A 12,958-nucleotide genomic window follows, 5' to 3' on the forward strand; every position below is an offset into this window, starting at 1 on the left:
TCCGTGCAGGCTGCTCAAGGCTGATCTGTGCTCCCCGCGGTGCCGGAGCCCGAAATCCCTTGCGCAGGACGCCCACGGCCCGATATGTCAGGCCGTACATTTCGCGTTGCCCTGAAGGAGCCGCTATGACCGCTTACGAGACCCTCAATCACTACATCGACGGACAGTGGGTGCAGCCGACCTCGGGCAAGTCGCAAGAGGTTATGAATCCGGCCAAGAACACAGCCCTCGCGACGCTCGGCTATGCTGGGCGCGCCGATCTCGACAAGGCGATCAAGGCCGCCGAGAAGGGTTTCGCGACGTGGCGCAAGGTCTCGGCCTTCGAGCGCTCGGGCATCATGCGCAAGGCGGCGAACCTCGTGCGCGAGCGCGCCGACGACATCGCCCGCGTCCTCACCATGGAGCAGGGCAAGGTTCTCGCCGAGGCCAAGATGGAGGTGCTCTCGGGCGCCGACGTCATCGACTGGTTCGCTGAGGAAGGCCGCCGCGCCTATGGCCGCATCATCCCCGCCCGCGCCGACGGCGTGCGCAATCTGATCATCCAGGAGCCGATCGGTGTCACCGCCGGTTTCGCCCCGTGGAACTTCCCGGTCACGCAGGCCGTGCGCAAGATCGCGGCGGCGCTTGCGGCCGGCTGCTCGATCATCCTGAAGTGCCCCGAGGAGACGCCCGGCTCGCCGATCGGTCTCGTGCGCGCTTTCCATGATGCCGGCGTTCCGGCGGGCGTGATCAACCTCGTGTACGGCGTGCCGGCGGAGATCTCCGAATACCTCATCCCGCATCCGAGCGTGCGCAAGATCTCGTTCACCGGCTCGGTGCCGGTCGGCAAGCAGCTCGCCTCGATGGCCGGTCTGCACATGAAGCGCGCGACCATGGAGCTCGGCGGTCATGCGCCGGTGATGATCTTCGACGATGTCGACACCGATGCCGTCGCCTCGCTGACCTCGGGCCTCAAGTACCGCAATGCCGGTCAGGTCTGCATCTCGCCCACGCGCTTCTTCGTGCACGAGAAGGCCTACGACAAGTTCGTCGGCAAGTTCATCGATCTCGCCAAGGGCATCAAGGTCGGTGACGGCCTCGAGCCCGACAGCAAGATGGGCGCGCTCGCCAATCCGCGCCGTGTCAACGCGATGGAGTCCATCATCGCCGACGTGCGCGAGAAGGGCGGCAAGGTACAGGCCGGCGGTAACCGCATCGGCAATCAGGGCAACTTCTTCGAGCCGACGGTCGTGACCGACGTGCCGAAGAACGCGCGCATTCTCTCCGAGGAGCCGTTCGGTCCGGTCGCGGTCATGATCCGCTTCAAGGACACGGACGAGATGCTCAAGGAGGCGAACAGCCTGCCCTTCGGCCTCGCGAGCTATGCCTTCACGCACAATGCCAAGACCGCGACCAAGCTCGCCGACAACATCGACGCGGGCATGATCACGATCAACCACCAGGGTCTCGCGCTGCCCGAGATGCCATTCGGCGGCGTCAAGGACTCAGGGTATGGCCACGAGGGCGGCGCCGAGGGCCTGCAGGTTTATATGGTGCAGAAGATCGTCAGCCAGCTCGGCTGATCGCCTTCTCTCATCGCGATGATCGACGGGGTCGGGCTCAGCCCGGCCCCGTCATGTTTTCTGGCCGAACAACAGGCGCCGCGAGCGCGAGAAAAAATCCCGCCGGACGAGGATCGAGAGCACCCACGCGGTCGCGATCATGAAGGCAATGGGGTGGTAGAACCACGCGAGCGCGGCGATCGCGCAGTAGAAGGCGCGAAGCCCGCTGTTGGAATGCTCGCCCGCAATGCCGATCAGGCGCGCGGTCCGGAGCGCGTGCTCCTCGCAGTCCGCGTGGTTGGACCCGTTGGCGATCGGCGTCGCACCGATCATGATCGCGGTGTAATGCGCCAGCCGGAAGGCCCAGGCGAACTTGAAAAACGCATAGATGAAGATCGAGATCAGCAGGATCAGCTTGAGCTCCCACACGACCGGCGAGGACTGCGCGGCATAGGGCAAGCGCTCGAACAGCTTCTGCACCTGATCGCCCGATCCGATCATCGCCGCCAGACCACCGATGCCGATGGCGGACGTCGAGGCAAAAAATGCATTGCCCTGCGAGAGCGACGCCAGAAGCTGCGCATCGACGATCCTGACGTCGCGCGCAGCCATGTTGCGCATCCAGACCACGCGCTGGGCCTGCACGGCGCCGACAATGCTGCGGTCCACGAGCGGACGGTAGCCTGTGATGACGTGATAGCCGCCGATGAGCACGACGAAGACGGCAAAGGCAATGAGGTCGAGTGGCGGCATGAAACCTCAACCGATCAGCGGGACGCCGATGAGCAGCGTATGCCCCTGTAGCAGCATGAAGGCATAGGCGAGGAGGCCGATGACGAGCGCGATGATGTCATTGCGCACGGGGCCGCTCTTGATCGGGAGCGCACGCTGCTTGACGGAAATGCGGTCGAACACGGCCCAGGCCAGCAGCGCGCCGAACAGGACGAAGTTCGCGAGTCGTGCCGAGACGAGCAGGTGCGCGAAGGCCCAGAGCTTCACCGACAGCAGCATGGGATGTTTCACCGCTGCACTGATGCGCCCCGGCAGATACGCAGCGGCGAGCAGCACGAACACCGGCAGCATGAGCGTCATGGTCACGTGCCGCATCCAGCGCGGTGGATCCCAGAGCATGGGATTGCCGCTCGCTGCATAGCGCGCCTCGCCGAAGCCGTAGATGATCAGGACGAAACCGAGGAGCGAGACCAGGGAGAACAGGCCCTTGTAGGCATTCTCGCCCAGGCTGGCGACGGCGCCGGCGCGCGTTGCAACCTGCGTCGGCACGAGATGGATGCCGATGAAGATGATGAGGCCGAGGATGAGCAGGATCATGTGCGTATCTCCTACGTCTTACCCTTCGTATCCTTCGGATGTGACGCGATCAGATCAGGCCGGCGCTCGCGCGTAAGGCGTTCGGCCTCGGCGCGCCGCCACGCCGCAATCCGCTTGTGATCGCCGGAAAGCAGGATGTCGGGAATCGCTCGCCCTTCCCAGTCGCGCGGGCGCGTGTACTGGGGATATTCGAGCAGACCGCTCTCGAAACTCTCCTCGCTGAGCGAGGCTTCGGCCCCGAGCACGCCCGGCAGCAGGCGCACGCAGGCATCGATCAGCACCATGGCGGCAAGCTCGCCGCCCGAGAGCACATAGTCGCCGATCGAGATTTCCTCGAGCCCGCGCGCCTCGATCACGCGCTGATCGACGCCCTCGAATCGCCCCGCGAGCAGGATCGCGCCCGGGCCTGCGCTCAGCTCGCGCACGCGCGCCTGGGTCAGTGGCTGCCCGCGCGGGCTCAGATAGATGAGCGGTACATCCGGCATATCCTCGCGGGCATGGTCGATCGCCGCGGCGAGCACGTCGGCGCGCATGACCATGCCGGCACCGCCACCGGCCGGCGTGTCGTCCACCGTGCGGTGCTTCGTCAGCCCGAAGTCGCGAATATCGACACAGTCGAGCTCCCAGAGGCCATTCTCGAGCGCCGTCCCGACCAGCGACACCCCGAGCGATCCTGGAAACATGTCCGGGAAGATCGTGAGCACGCGCGCGTGCCAGGGCGGGCGCGTCTCTTCCGGCTCGGGCGTTGTTTCAGCGCTCATGTCTCGATCCCGAGGTTCGGCCCGGACCTCGCCACCTGTCCGTGCGTCCGGTAGCATTGGCGCCAGCCTGCGTCCATGACCGGAATCTGCCCATGCGCGCCCAACCCAATATCCTCTTCATCATGGCCGACCAACTGCGCTGGGATTATCTCGGCTGCACGGGCCATCCGCACATCAAGACGCCCAACATCGATGCCCTCGCGCGCCGCGGCGTGAATTTCATGCGCACGTTCGTTCAGTCGCCCGTCTGCGGCGGCTCGCGCATGAGCTTCTACACCGGGCGCTACAACTTCAGCCATGGCGCCAGCTATAACAACTTTCCCCTGCGGATCGACGAAAAGACCATCGGCGACTACTTGCGCCCGCTCGGCTATCGCACCGTGCTCGTCGGCAAGACGCACTTCAAGCCGGATCTCGAGGCCCTCGCGCGCCTCGGTATCAGCCCGGGATCGAGCCCCGGCATTCCCTACTGGCAGTGCGGCTTCGAGGCCTTCGAGCGCGACGACGGCCTCCATCCCGAGGTGGACGGCCGCCTGACCGGCCCTGATCCAGCCTACAACACGTGGCTGCGCCAGCTCGGCTATGCGGGCGAGAACCCCTGGCACGCCTGGGCCAACTCCGTCGTCGACGAGAACGGTGTCGTGCAGTCCGGCTGGTCCATGCGCAATGCGCGCCGGCCCGCTCGCGTGAAGGAGGAGCACTCCGAGACCGCCTACATGACCGAGCGCGGGCTCGAGTTCATGCGCCAGGCCCGTGATGGCGCGCCCTGGTGCCTGCATCTTTCCTACATCAAGCCGCACTGGCCCTACATCGCGCCCGCGCCCTATCACGACATGTACGGGCCCGAGCATATGCTCCCGGCCAACCGCTCCGCGCACGAGCGCTCCGCCCCGCATCCGGTCGTTGCCGCCTTCATGGATCATGAGGAGAGCCTGAACTTCGCGCGCGACGAGGTCCGCGAGACTGTGATCCCGACGTACATGGGCCTCATCAGCCAGTTCGATCATCATGTCGGCCGCATCGTCGCGCATCTCGAAGCCACCGGCGAGATCGACAACACCATCATCATCGTCACCAGCGACCACGGCGACTATCTCGGCGACCACTGGCTCGGCGAGAAGGATCTCTTCCACGAGGAGGTCGTGCGCATTCCGCTGATCGTCTTCGATCCGCGATCGAGCGCCGACGCCACGCGCGGTCGCGCCAGCTCCGATCTCGTCGAGGCCATCGACCTCGCGCCGACATTTCTGGAATGGGCCGGCGGCGTACCCGAGCCGCATCGCCTCGAAGGACGCTCGCTCGTGCCGCTGCTGGAGACGACATCCGTCGAGAGCTGGCGCGAGGCCGCATTCTGCGACAGTGATTTCTCGCTGCGTCACGCGCGCCGCACACTCGGCCTCACCGTCAACGAGGCGCGTGGTTTCATGGTGCGCGGGGCGGGCTGGAAGTACATCCACTTCGAGCGCTTCCCGCCCCAGCTCTTCGATCTCGAGAATGATCCGGCGGAGCAGAACGATCTCGGCCTTTCAGCAGAGCACGAGGCCGTGCGCGAGCGAATGCGCTCGCGTCTCTTGAGCTGGCTCATTGCTCGGCGCACGCGCGTCACCATGAGCGACAGCCTCATCGAGCAGCTCACGGGTGGCGCCAAGAAGCGTGGCTATCGCTTCGGCGAGTGGTGAGACGCGGCCGTCGCGCTTTCAGTGTGGCTGACTTCTTGGCTTTGGAGGCAAGCGACATCGCATTCGCGCTTTCAGCGCGAGAGGGGCTGCCGCCCCTTCAACCCCGCATCGCGCCGGCGGCGCGTGTCTTCAACACGACCGACACCCCCGCACCCCCGTTTTTTTATGGACTTGGAGCAAGCCGCGGACGCACCAGCATCCCCTCTCCCCGCTCTTGCGGGGAGAGGGTTAGGGTGAGGGGCGGCGGCATACGCTGACGTCGGCAAGTGTCGCCGCCCCTCACCCCGACCCTCTCCCCATTGAAGACAATGGGGAGAGGGGGAAGTGGGGGGCGCCTCGTACGATCGCCGTCGCTCTTGCCGCTGCGGAGCACTTTCTTGGCGCGCCTTTGGCGCGACGCACCACGGCGAGATTGCGAAGCACCTCTTCCCAGCAGCTCGCGGCACTCAAACAAAGGCGGGTGGGTCCGGGAGGGTGGCCCTCCCGGCAGGGGTTCGGGGACTGGTCCCCGTCGCGCCGTAGGCGCGAGCCCCCCCGCGGCGTCATGCGCTGCGCTGTCGCTCCTGCCGCCGCGGAGCACTTTCTTGGCGCGCCTTTGGCGCGACGCACCACGGCGAGGTTGCGAAGTACCTCTTCCCAGCAGCCCGCGGCAAAAAACAAAAGGCGCGGAGCCGAAGCTGCCGCGCCTTTCGAAATCCGGTTTGCGCCGAAGCCTCAGCCCGGCGTGCTCTCCTGCGCGGCCAGCTCGGCGGCGTGGCGCTCACGGTCCTCGCGACCCTTCACGCTCTCGTCGCGATCGACGAGCTCGATGACGGCGCGCGGCGCGCTGTCGCCATAGCGGAAGCCGGCCTTGAGCACGCGCGTGTAGCCGCCATGGCGGTCCTTGTAGCGCGGGGCCAGGACGTCGAAGAGCTTCTTGACCATGTCGTCGTCGCGGAGCCGGGCAGCGGCGAGGCGGCGCGAGTTGAGGTCACCCTTCTTGGCGAGGGTGATGTACTTGTCGACGACGCGCTTCAGGTCCTTGGCCTTGGGCAGCGTGGTGACGATCTGCTCGTGCTTGATGAGGGCGGCGGCCATGTTCGAGAACATCGCCTGGCGGTGGCCGCTGTCGCGGCTGAAGCGGCGCCCTGACTTTCCGTGTCGCATGTGGACTTCTCCTTACAGTTGTTGACGGGGAGGTTCTTTGGCCTCTCCCTTGGTCTTGCCGAGCGACGCAGCGAACGGCTGTCCGCTGCGTCTCGGAATTCTCAGTACTGGTCCTCGAAACGCTTGGCGAGGTCTTCGATGTTGTCCGGCGGCCAGTTCGGCACTTCCATGCCGAGGTGGAGGCCCATCGCGGCCAGCACTTCCTTGATCTCGTTGAGCGACTTCCTGCCGAAGTTCGGCGTGCGCAGCATCTCGGCTTCCGTCTTCTGGATGAGGTCGCCGATGTAGACGATGTTGTCGTTCTTCAGGCAGTTTGCCGAGCGGACCGACAGCTCGAGCTCGTCGACCTTCTTGAGCAGCGCCGCATTGAACGACAGCTCGGGGTGCGCGCGCTCTTCGACGGCCTTGCGCGGCTCCTCGAAGTTGATGAAGACCGTGAGCTGGTCCTGCAGGATGCGGGCGGCGAGCGCCACGGCGTCCTCGGCCTTCACCGAGCCGTCCGTCTCGACGGCCATGGTGAGCTTGTCATAGTCGAGGATCTGGCCTTCGCGCGTGTTCTCGACGCGGTAGGAGACCTTCTTGACCGGCGAGTAGAGGCTGTCGACCGGGATGAGGCCGATCGGCGCGTCCTCGGGGCGATTGCGCTCGGCGGGGACATAGCCCTTGCCCGTCGAGGCGGTGAATTCCATGCGGATCGACGCGCCCTGGTCGAGCGTGCAGATCACATGATCCGGGTTGAGGATCTCGACGTCCGAGGAGGCCTCGATATCGCCGGCGGTGGCGGGGCCCGGGCCTTCCTTCTTGAGGACCATGCGCTTCACGCCCTCGGAATGGACGCGCAGCGCGATCTCCTTGATGTTCATGACGATGTCCGTCACGTCCTCGCGGACGCCCGGGATCGACGAGAACTCGTGGAGCACGCCGTCGATGTGCACGGTCGTGATTGCGGCGCCCTGGAGCGACGAGAGCAGCACGCGGCGCAGCGAATTGCCGAGCGTCATGCCGAAGCCGCGCTCGAGCGGCTCGGCGACGATGGTCGCCATGCGGGAGCTGTCGCGGCCAGTCTCGATGCCGAGCTTGCCGGGCTTGATGAGATCCTGCCAGTTCTTCTGCAACACGTTGGTCACGGGACGATCCTCGTGTCTGGCCGCGCCTCGTGCGCGGTGCGGTGAATGTCTTCAGAGCTCCTCACGCCAACGTCCGGCCTGCGTTTTGAACGCGCCGGACGCCGCGGAGAGCCTCGTTTAATCGCGTCTTCTTAGACGCGGCGGCGCTTGCGGGGCCGGCAGCCGTTGTGCGGGATCGGCGTCACATCGCGGATCGACGTGATCTGGAAGCCCACCGCCTGCAGCGCGCGGAGCGCCGATTCACGGCCGGAGCCCGGACCCGAAACCTCGACGTCGAGGTGCTTCATGCCGTGCTCGACGGCCTTCTTGCCGGCGTCCTCGGCGGCCATCTGCGCCGCGTAGGGCGTCGACTTGCGCGAGCCCTTGAAGCCCATCATGCCCGACGAGGACCAGGCAATGGTGTTGCCCTGCGCGTCGGTGATGGTGATCATGGTGTTGTTGAAGCTCGCGTTCACGTGCGCGACGCCGGACGCGATGTTCTTCTTTTCGCGGCGCCGGACCTTACCCCGCTGCTGCTCTTTGGCCATGTAGCTCTGCTCTCCGATGCCCCGCCGCGTGGCGCGGGCGTGTGTGGTGGTGCTCGGGCCGCAGCGCGCGGCCCCGTATCGTGCCGCTGATTACTTCTTGGTCGCCTGCTTCTTGCCGGCGATCGCCTTCGCCGGGCCCTTGCGGGTGCGGGCGTTGGTATGCGTGCGCTGGCCATGGACCGGCAGGCCACGACGGTGGCGCAGGCCGCGGTAGCAGCCGAGGTCCATCAGGCGCTTGATGTTCATTGCGACTTCGCGGCGCAGGTCACCCTCGACCATGTAGTCGCGGTCGATGGCTTCACGGATCTGGAGCACCTCGGCGTCCGTCAGTTCGCTGACGCGGCGCTCCGCCGGAAGGCCGACCCGCTCGCAGATGTCATGGGCGAACTTCGGACCGATGCCATGGATGTACTGGAGCGCGATCACGACGCGCTTCTGGGTCGGAATGTTGACGCCTGCGATACGGGCCACGTGCTTCTCCTAGACTTCTCGAATTTCGTGTTCGGTCAAGCTCTTAGCCTGCCGAGTGGATGCTTTGGCCGGATGTGTGCCGAAACCGCGAAATGCCGACGCGGCCCGCCAAAAGGCAGGGGCCGAACCGGCTTCAGCGTCGCGAAAGTGGGCTATTCTAGCCCAACCCCCGCAAAGCGTCAATCGCGACATCGTAACCATGACCATAGGGGCGACCGGGAACCGGGTTCAGGACTTGGCTTCGCCTTCACCCTCGGCGGCGACCTCGTCGGCGGTCGCCTCGGTGATCAGCGCCCGGGCCTGGCCGACCCAGTCCTGCTTCTCGATCACGCCGTCGAGCTTCAGCGCCTCGTCGATGTTGGCGCTGTCCTCGTCGGAGAGATTGGCGAGCTGGTCGTACTTGATCAGATTGAGCTGGGCGAGGCGGGCGGCGAGCTCGGCCGTGATGCCGTTGATCTTCGTGAGATCGTCGGCGGCGCCCTTCTGCTTCTTGAAGCCCTTCCAGGCCGCGTTCAGCTTCCTGGCGCGGGCATCGGTGCGCTCGATGATGCGGGCCGCACGGCCGCGCAGGCCACGCAGGTAATAGAGCTTGGCGCGCCGCACGCGGCCACGGCGCAGGACCGTGATCTCGGCAATGAACGGCGAATAGATCGGGAAGACGCGCTCGACGCCCTCACCGTAGGAAATCTTGCGAACCGTGAAGTTCTCGTTCAGGCCCTGGCCCGAGCGGGCGATGACCACGCCCTCGTAGGCCTGGAGGCGCTGGGTCGTGCCCTCGATGACCTTCACCATGATCTTGACGGTGTCGCCGGCCTGGAAGTCCGGCACCGCGCGCTGGGCGGAAATGGCGCGAATCTGCTCTTTCTCGAGCTCTGCGATGATGTTCATTGTTGTTTTCCGTTCTGGCAGCCACAGCAGAGGAGCAGCTAGAAGCCATCCGATCGCCGGATGCTCACGGCTCATGCAACCCACTTTGTGGGGAAAGATTGGTGCGCGTCATACAGCAAACATTTGACGTTGTCGATGCCCCGATTGAACTGAAAATCGGGGTTCGCCTTGCGCTCGGGCCCGCGAGGCCCTAACTCGGGCCGCTAACGCCCTCCCGGCAAGGCCGGGATCGCCTGAGGATCAGTAAAATGCCCACCATCGCCATCGTCGGCCGGCCGAACGTCGGCAAGTCGACGCTGTTCAACCGCCTCACCGGGCGGCGGACGGCGCTGGTTTCGGACATGCCGGGCCTCACGCGCGACCGGCGCGAGGGCGAGGCGGACATCGGCGGCCACATACTCGAGGTCGTGGACACGGCCGGTCTCGAGGAGGCCGACAAGGGCTCCATCGCCGACCGGATGCGCTCTCAATCCGAGCTGGCCATCCGCGACGCGGATGCCGTCGCCTTCGTGTTCGATGCCCGCGCGGGGGTGACGCCGACCGACAAGGCTTTCGCGCGGATCGTGCGCGCTTCAGGCCGTCCGGTCGTGCTGGTTGCGAACAAGTGCGAGGGCAAGGCCGGCACGGAAGGTTTTTACGAGGCCTACGCGCTTGGCCTCGGTGAGCCGGTCGCCATTTCCGCCGAACACGGCGAGGGCCTCGCGGAGCTGGAGAGCGAACTGCTCGCCGCGCTCGGCCTCAAGCCGATCGTCAAGGCGCGCCGTCGCCGCCGCAGTGAGGAGCCGGAGCCCGAAGCTGAGATACCCGAGGAAGCCGAGACCGAGGCGGAGGATCCCGGCAAGCCTGTCCGCGTTGCCATTGTCGGGCGGCCCAATGCCGGCAAGTCGACGCTCGTGAACGCGATCCTCGGTGAGGAGCGCATGATTACCGGCCCCGAGCCGGGTCTCACGCGCGATTCCATTTCGAGCGACCTCTCGTGGCAGGGGCGCGCGATCAAACTCTTCGACACCGCCGGCCTGCGCCGCAAGGCCCGCATCGACGAGCTTGCCGAGAAGCTCGCCGCCAGCGATGCCGTGCGCGCCATCCGCTTTGCCGAGGTCGTGGTGCTGCTCATCGATGCCGAGCGTCCCTTCGAGCAACAGGATCTCACCATCGGCAACATGATCATCGAGGAGGGGCGTGCGCTCGTCATCGCGGTCAACAAGTGGGATCTCGTCGAGGACAAGCAGGCGACGCTCAAGGATCTCAAGGAAACCGTCGCCGAAAAATTCGCGGAAGCCGCAGGCGTATCCGTCGTCACGATCTCCGCTGCCTCGGGCCGCAACATCGACAAGCTCATGAAGGCCATTCTCGATGCGCACGCCGTATGGTCGCGCCGCATCTCGACGGCCGAGATCAACCGCTGGCTTCAGGTCGCCCTCGCGCGGCACGCGCCGCCGCAGTCCAAGGGCCGGCGCATCCGCATTCGCTACATGACGCAGCCCTCGGCCCGCCCGCCGACCTTCATTGCCTTCTGCTCGCAGCCGGGGGGCATCCCGGAATCCTACATGCGCTATCTGACGAACAGCCTGCGCGAGGCGTTCGGCATGCCGGGCACACCCATCCGCATCAATCTGCGCAAGGGCGCGAACCCCTACGCCGACAAGTAGGCCCGCCCAAGTAGGCCCGCGTAGAGAGCCCACCCCCCTATTTATTCTGTTTTGGAGGGACAATTTCGCGCCAAAACCAATGCTTCCGACCACAGACGGCCCCAGTTCGGGGGACTAGACTGCGGCTGGCCCCGGATCTCGGGGGCAGACTTCGGCACGGGCGGGCCGACCGCCTGATCCAGTGGCAGGAGGCCACCATGAGCATTTTCGATACAATCAAGTCGGCGATTTTCGGCTCGCCGGCAAACGCATCGCCGGCGCCGTCCGCCGCCGGCAGCCCGGCCGCTCCTGCAGGTTCGCCGGCAGCCGCAGTCGATGTCGCCGCCAATCTCGATGCGCTCGCCAAGGCATCCAAGGAAAAGTTCGACTGGCGCAAGTCCATCGTCGATCTGATGAAGCTCCTGAAGCTCGACAGCAGCCTTGCCGCGCGCAAGGAGCTGGCCAAGGAGCTCGGCTACACCGGCAACACGAACGACAGTGCGACCATGAACATGTGGCTGCACAAGCAGGTCATGGCCAAGCTCGCCGCCAACGGCGGCAAAGTGCCGGACGAGCTCAAGTAACGCGCTGAACTTTCGTTCGCGCAGGCACATCGGATCCGCCCCATGGCATCTGCCGTGGGGCGGTCCTTATCGATCCGCTCAGCGCCAGGGCTCGATGATCACCTTGATCTGCGACTGCGGCTTGGCCAGCTCGTCGAAGGCGCCTGCCACACCATCGAGCCCGACTTTCGCCGTCACCAGCGCGCTGCCATCGACGTCGCCATCGCCGAGCAGCTTCAGCGCCACCGCGAACTCGTCGACCGTGTAGCCGAACACGTACTGCAGGTTCAGCTCCTTGAAGATCGCGATGAGCGGTTCCTGGTGATCCGTTTCCATGGAAACGCCGACGACGATGACGCGCGCATCCTGCGCGGCGCCCTGGAACACATTCTGGATCATGCCGGGCACGCCCACGCACTCGAAGATCACCTGCGGCCGCACGGTCGCGGGACCGGTGACCGGTGAAGGCGGCAGCGCTGCGGCCTCTTCCGGCGAGAGCTTGGCGTAGGATTCCCACGTCGCGTAGGGCGACTCCTTCCCCGGATCGACGACCACGTCCGCGCCCATGATCTGCGCGATCTCGCGGCGCTTCGGCGAGAAATCCGAGGCGATGATCGGCCCGAGTTTCACCGTCTTCCGTTTCAAGCGCAGCGCGGCGATCACGGCAAGCCCCACAGGCCCGCAACCGATCACGAGCGGCACTTCACCATCCTGCAGGCGCGCTTTCGCGACGGCATGAACGCCCACGGCGAGCGGCTCGCTCAGCGCGGCGTGCTCGCTCGCAAGGCCGTTCGGAACCTCGAGCAGAAAACGCTCGCCGAGCAGCATGCGCTCGGCATAGCCGCCGACATTGCGGTCGGAGTAGCCGACACCCTCGATGCGCCCGTCCACCATCGTGCGCGGCACCGACGTCACGCGCGCGCCCGGCTTGAAGCGCCCCTCGGTGCCGGGGCCGTTCTCGATGATCTCCCCGCAGAACTCGTGGCCGAAGACGATGTCCTTCGAAAGGTCCATGCTCTTGCGCCAGGGCACATGCGCCAGCGACTTGTTCATGAGGTCGGCATAGAGGCGCGCGTGCAGATCCGTGCCGCAGATGCCGCACGCCAGGGTCTTCACGAGCACCTGGCCGCTACCGGGCTTCGGGTCCGGCAGTTGATCGACGACGATATTGCCTTTTCGCAGGATGGCGGCGCGCATGGGCATTCTCCCTCGAGTTCACGGCTGTTGAGGGCAGTCTAGTTGCGCTGATGCCATCCAGGAATCACAAACGGCGGACCGCGCTATGCACGATCTGCCGT

Annotated in this window: 13 protein-coding genes; 4 read left to right on the plus strand and 9 right to left on the minus strand. The window is 65.7% G+C overall.

Going from position 1 to position 12,958, the window contains the following annotated elements; translation table 11 throughout:
- Window positions 1-125 precede the first annotated feature (125 nt).
- Window positions 126-1,562: an NAD-dependent succinate-semialdehyde dehydrogenase gene (locus tag CS1BSM3_RS16020; RefSeq protein ID WP_072388562.1), complete on the plus strand. Its 1,437-nt coding sequence runs from the start codon at window positions 126-128 to the stop codon at window positions 1,560-1,562.
- A gap of 51 nt (window positions 1,563-1,613) precedes the next feature.
- Here CS1BSM3_RS16020 and CS1BSM3_RS16025 read toward each other — a convergent pair whose 3' ends face one another.
- Genes CS1BSM3_RS16025 through trmD form a run of 3 tightly spaced genes read right to left on the minus strand, consistent with a single transcriptional unit; the run spans window position 1,614 to window position 3,631 of the window.
- Entirely contained in the window at window positions 1,614-2,294 is a 681-nt protein-coding gene (locus CS1BSM3_RS16025; RefSeq protein ID WP_072388564.1) for a DUF599 domain-containing protein, read from the minus strand.
- A gap of 6 nt (window positions 2,295-2,300) precedes the next feature.
- Window positions 2,301-2,870, minus strand: a complete 570-nt coding sequence (locus CS1BSM3_RS16030; RefSeq protein WP_072388566.1) for an NnrU family protein — start codon at window positions 2,868-2,870, stop codon at window positions 2,301-2,303.
- An 11-nt stretch (window positions 2,871-2,881) separates the two neighbouring features.
- Window positions 2,882-3,631 (minus strand): tRNA (guanosine(37)-N1)-methyltransferase TrmD, encoded by a 750-nt coding sequence (gene trmD, locus CS1BSM3_RS16035; protein ID WP_072388568.1) that lies wholly within the window; start codon window positions 3,629-3,631, stop codon window positions 2,882-2,884.
- A gap of 92 nt (window positions 3,632-3,723) precedes the next feature.
- On the opposite strand from trmD, the gene CS1BSM3_RS16040 reads away from it, so the two are divergent.
- Window positions 3,724-5,310 carry an alkaline phosphatase family protein gene (locus CS1BSM3_RS16040; RefSeq protein WP_072388570.1) on the plus strand — a complete coding sequence of 529 codons (1,587 nt, stop codon included), beginning with the start codon at window positions 3,724-3,726 and terminating at the stop codon, window positions 5,308-5,310.
- A 714-nt stretch (window positions 5,311-6,024) separates the two neighbouring features.
- Here the strand turns inward: CS1BSM3_RS16040 and rplQ are convergent.
- The 5 genes from rplQ to rplS form a co-directional block, all read right to left on the minus strand.
- Window positions 6,025-6,456 carry a 50S ribosomal protein L17 gene (gene rplQ, locus CS1BSM3_RS16045; RefSeq protein WP_072388572.1) on the minus strand — a complete coding sequence of 144 codons (432 nt, stop codon included), beginning with the start codon at window positions 6,454-6,456 and terminating at the stop codon, window positions 6,025-6,027.
- A gap of 101 nt (window positions 6,457-6,557) precedes the next feature.
- Window positions 6,558-7,574 carry a DNA-directed RNA polymerase subunit alpha gene (locus tag CS1BSM3_RS16050; RefSeq protein ID WP_072393840.1) on the minus strand — a complete coding sequence of 339 codons (1,017 nt, stop codon included), beginning with the start codon at window positions 7,572-7,574 and terminating at the stop codon, window positions 6,558-6,560.
- A gap of 140 nt (window positions 7,575-7,714) precedes the next feature.
- A complete protein-coding gene (gene rpsK, locus CS1BSM3_RS16055; RefSeq protein WP_072388574.1) occupies window positions 7,715-8,110 on the minus strand; it encodes a 30S ribosomal protein S11 in 396 nt (131 codons plus the stop codon).
- Window positions 8,111-8,200: 90 nt separating this feature from the next.
- Window positions 8,201-8,581: a 30S ribosomal protein S13 gene (rpsM, locus tag CS1BSM3_RS16060; protein WP_072388576.1), complete on the minus strand. Its 381-nt coding sequence runs from the start codon at window positions 8,579-8,581 to the stop codon at window positions 8,201-8,203.
- Between the two features lie 228 nt (window positions 8,582-8,809).
- On the minus strand, window positions 8,810-9,469 hold the full coding sequence (gene rplS, locus CS1BSM3_RS16065) for a 50S ribosomal protein L19 (protein WP_072388578.1): 660 nt from the start codon (window positions 9,467-9,469) through the stop codon (window positions 8,810-8,812).
- 248 nt (window positions 9,470-9,717) lie between these two features.
- Between rplS and der the strand changes: the two genes are divergently transcribed.
- Both der and CS1BSM3_RS16075 read left to right on the plus strand, forming a co-directional pair.
- Window positions 9,718-11,118 carry a ribosome biogenesis GTPase Der gene (gene der, locus CS1BSM3_RS16070; RefSeq protein WP_072388580.1) on the plus strand — a complete coding sequence of 467 codons (1,401 nt, stop codon included), beginning with the start codon at window positions 9,718-9,720 and terminating at the stop codon, window positions 11,116-11,118.
- A 197-nt stretch (window positions 11,119-11,315) separates the two neighbouring features.
- Window positions 11,316-11,681, plus strand: coding sequence for a DUF3597 domain-containing protein (locus CS1BSM3_RS16075; protein ID WP_072388582.1), 366 nt, complete (start codon window positions 11,316-11,318; stop codon window positions 11,679-11,681).
- Between the two features lie 78 nt (window positions 11,682-11,759).
- Here CS1BSM3_RS16075 and CS1BSM3_RS16080 read toward each other — a convergent pair whose 3' ends face one another.
- Window positions 11,760-12,857 (minus strand): zinc-binding dehydrogenase, encoded by a 1,098-nt coding sequence (locus tag CS1BSM3_RS16080; RefSeq protein ID WP_072388584.1) that lies wholly within the window; start codon window positions 12,855-12,857, stop codon window positions 11,760-11,762.
- Between the last annotated feature and the right edge of the window lie 101 nt (window positions 12,858-12,958).

It is taken from the genome of Hyphomicrobium sp. CS1BSMeth3 (genome assembly GCF_900117415.1).
Taxonomy (GTDB): Bacteria; Pseudomonadota; Alphaproteobacteria; order Rhizobiales; family Hyphomicrobiaceae.

Excerpts from the sequence above, each read along its gene's own strand:
- CS1BSM3_RS16020 (WP_072388562.1), top strand. The coding sequence starts at position 126 with ATGACCGCTTACGAGACCCTCAATCACTACATCGACGGACAGTGGGTG.
- CS1BSM3_RS16025 (WP_072388564.1), bottom strand. The coding sequence starts at position 2,294 with ATGCCGCCACTCGACCTCATTGCCTTTGCCGTCTTCGTCGTGCTCATC.
- CS1BSM3_RS16030 (WP_072388566.1), bottom strand. The coding sequence starts at position 2,870 with ATGATCCTGCTCATCCTCGGCCTCATCATCTTCATCGGCATCCATCTC.
- trmD (WP_072388568.1), bottom strand. The coding sequence starts at position 3,631 with ATGAGCGCTGAAACAACGCCCGAGCCGGAAGAGACGCGCCCGCCCTGG.
- CS1BSM3_RS16040 (WP_072388570.1), top strand. The coding sequence starts at position 3,724 with ATGCGCGCCCAACCCAATATCCTCTTCATCATGGCCGACCAACTGCGC.
- rplQ (WP_072388572.1), bottom strand. The coding sequence starts at position 6,456 with ATGCGACACGGAAAGTCAGGGCGCCGCTTCAGCCGCGACAGCGGCCAC.
- rpsK (WP_072388574.1), bottom strand. The coding sequence starts at position 8,110 with ATGGCCAAAGAGCAGCAGCGGGGTAAGGTCCGGCGCCGCGAAAAGAAG.
- rplS (WP_072388578.1), bottom strand. The coding sequence starts at position 9,469 with ATGAACATCATCGCAGAGCTCGAGAAAGAGCAGATTCGCGCCATTTCC.
- der (WP_072388580.1), top strand. The coding sequence starts at position 9,718 with ATGCCCACCATCGCCATCGTCGGCCGGCCGAACGTCGGCAAGTCGACG.
- CS1BSM3_RS16075 (WP_072388582.1), top strand. The coding sequence starts at position 11,316 with ATGAGCATTTTCGATACAATCAAGTCGGCGATTTTCGGCTCGCCGGCA.
- CS1BSM3_RS16080 (WP_072388584.1), bottom strand. The coding sequence starts at position 12,857 with ATGCGCGCCGCCATCCTGCGAAAAGGCAATATCGTCGTCGATCAACTG.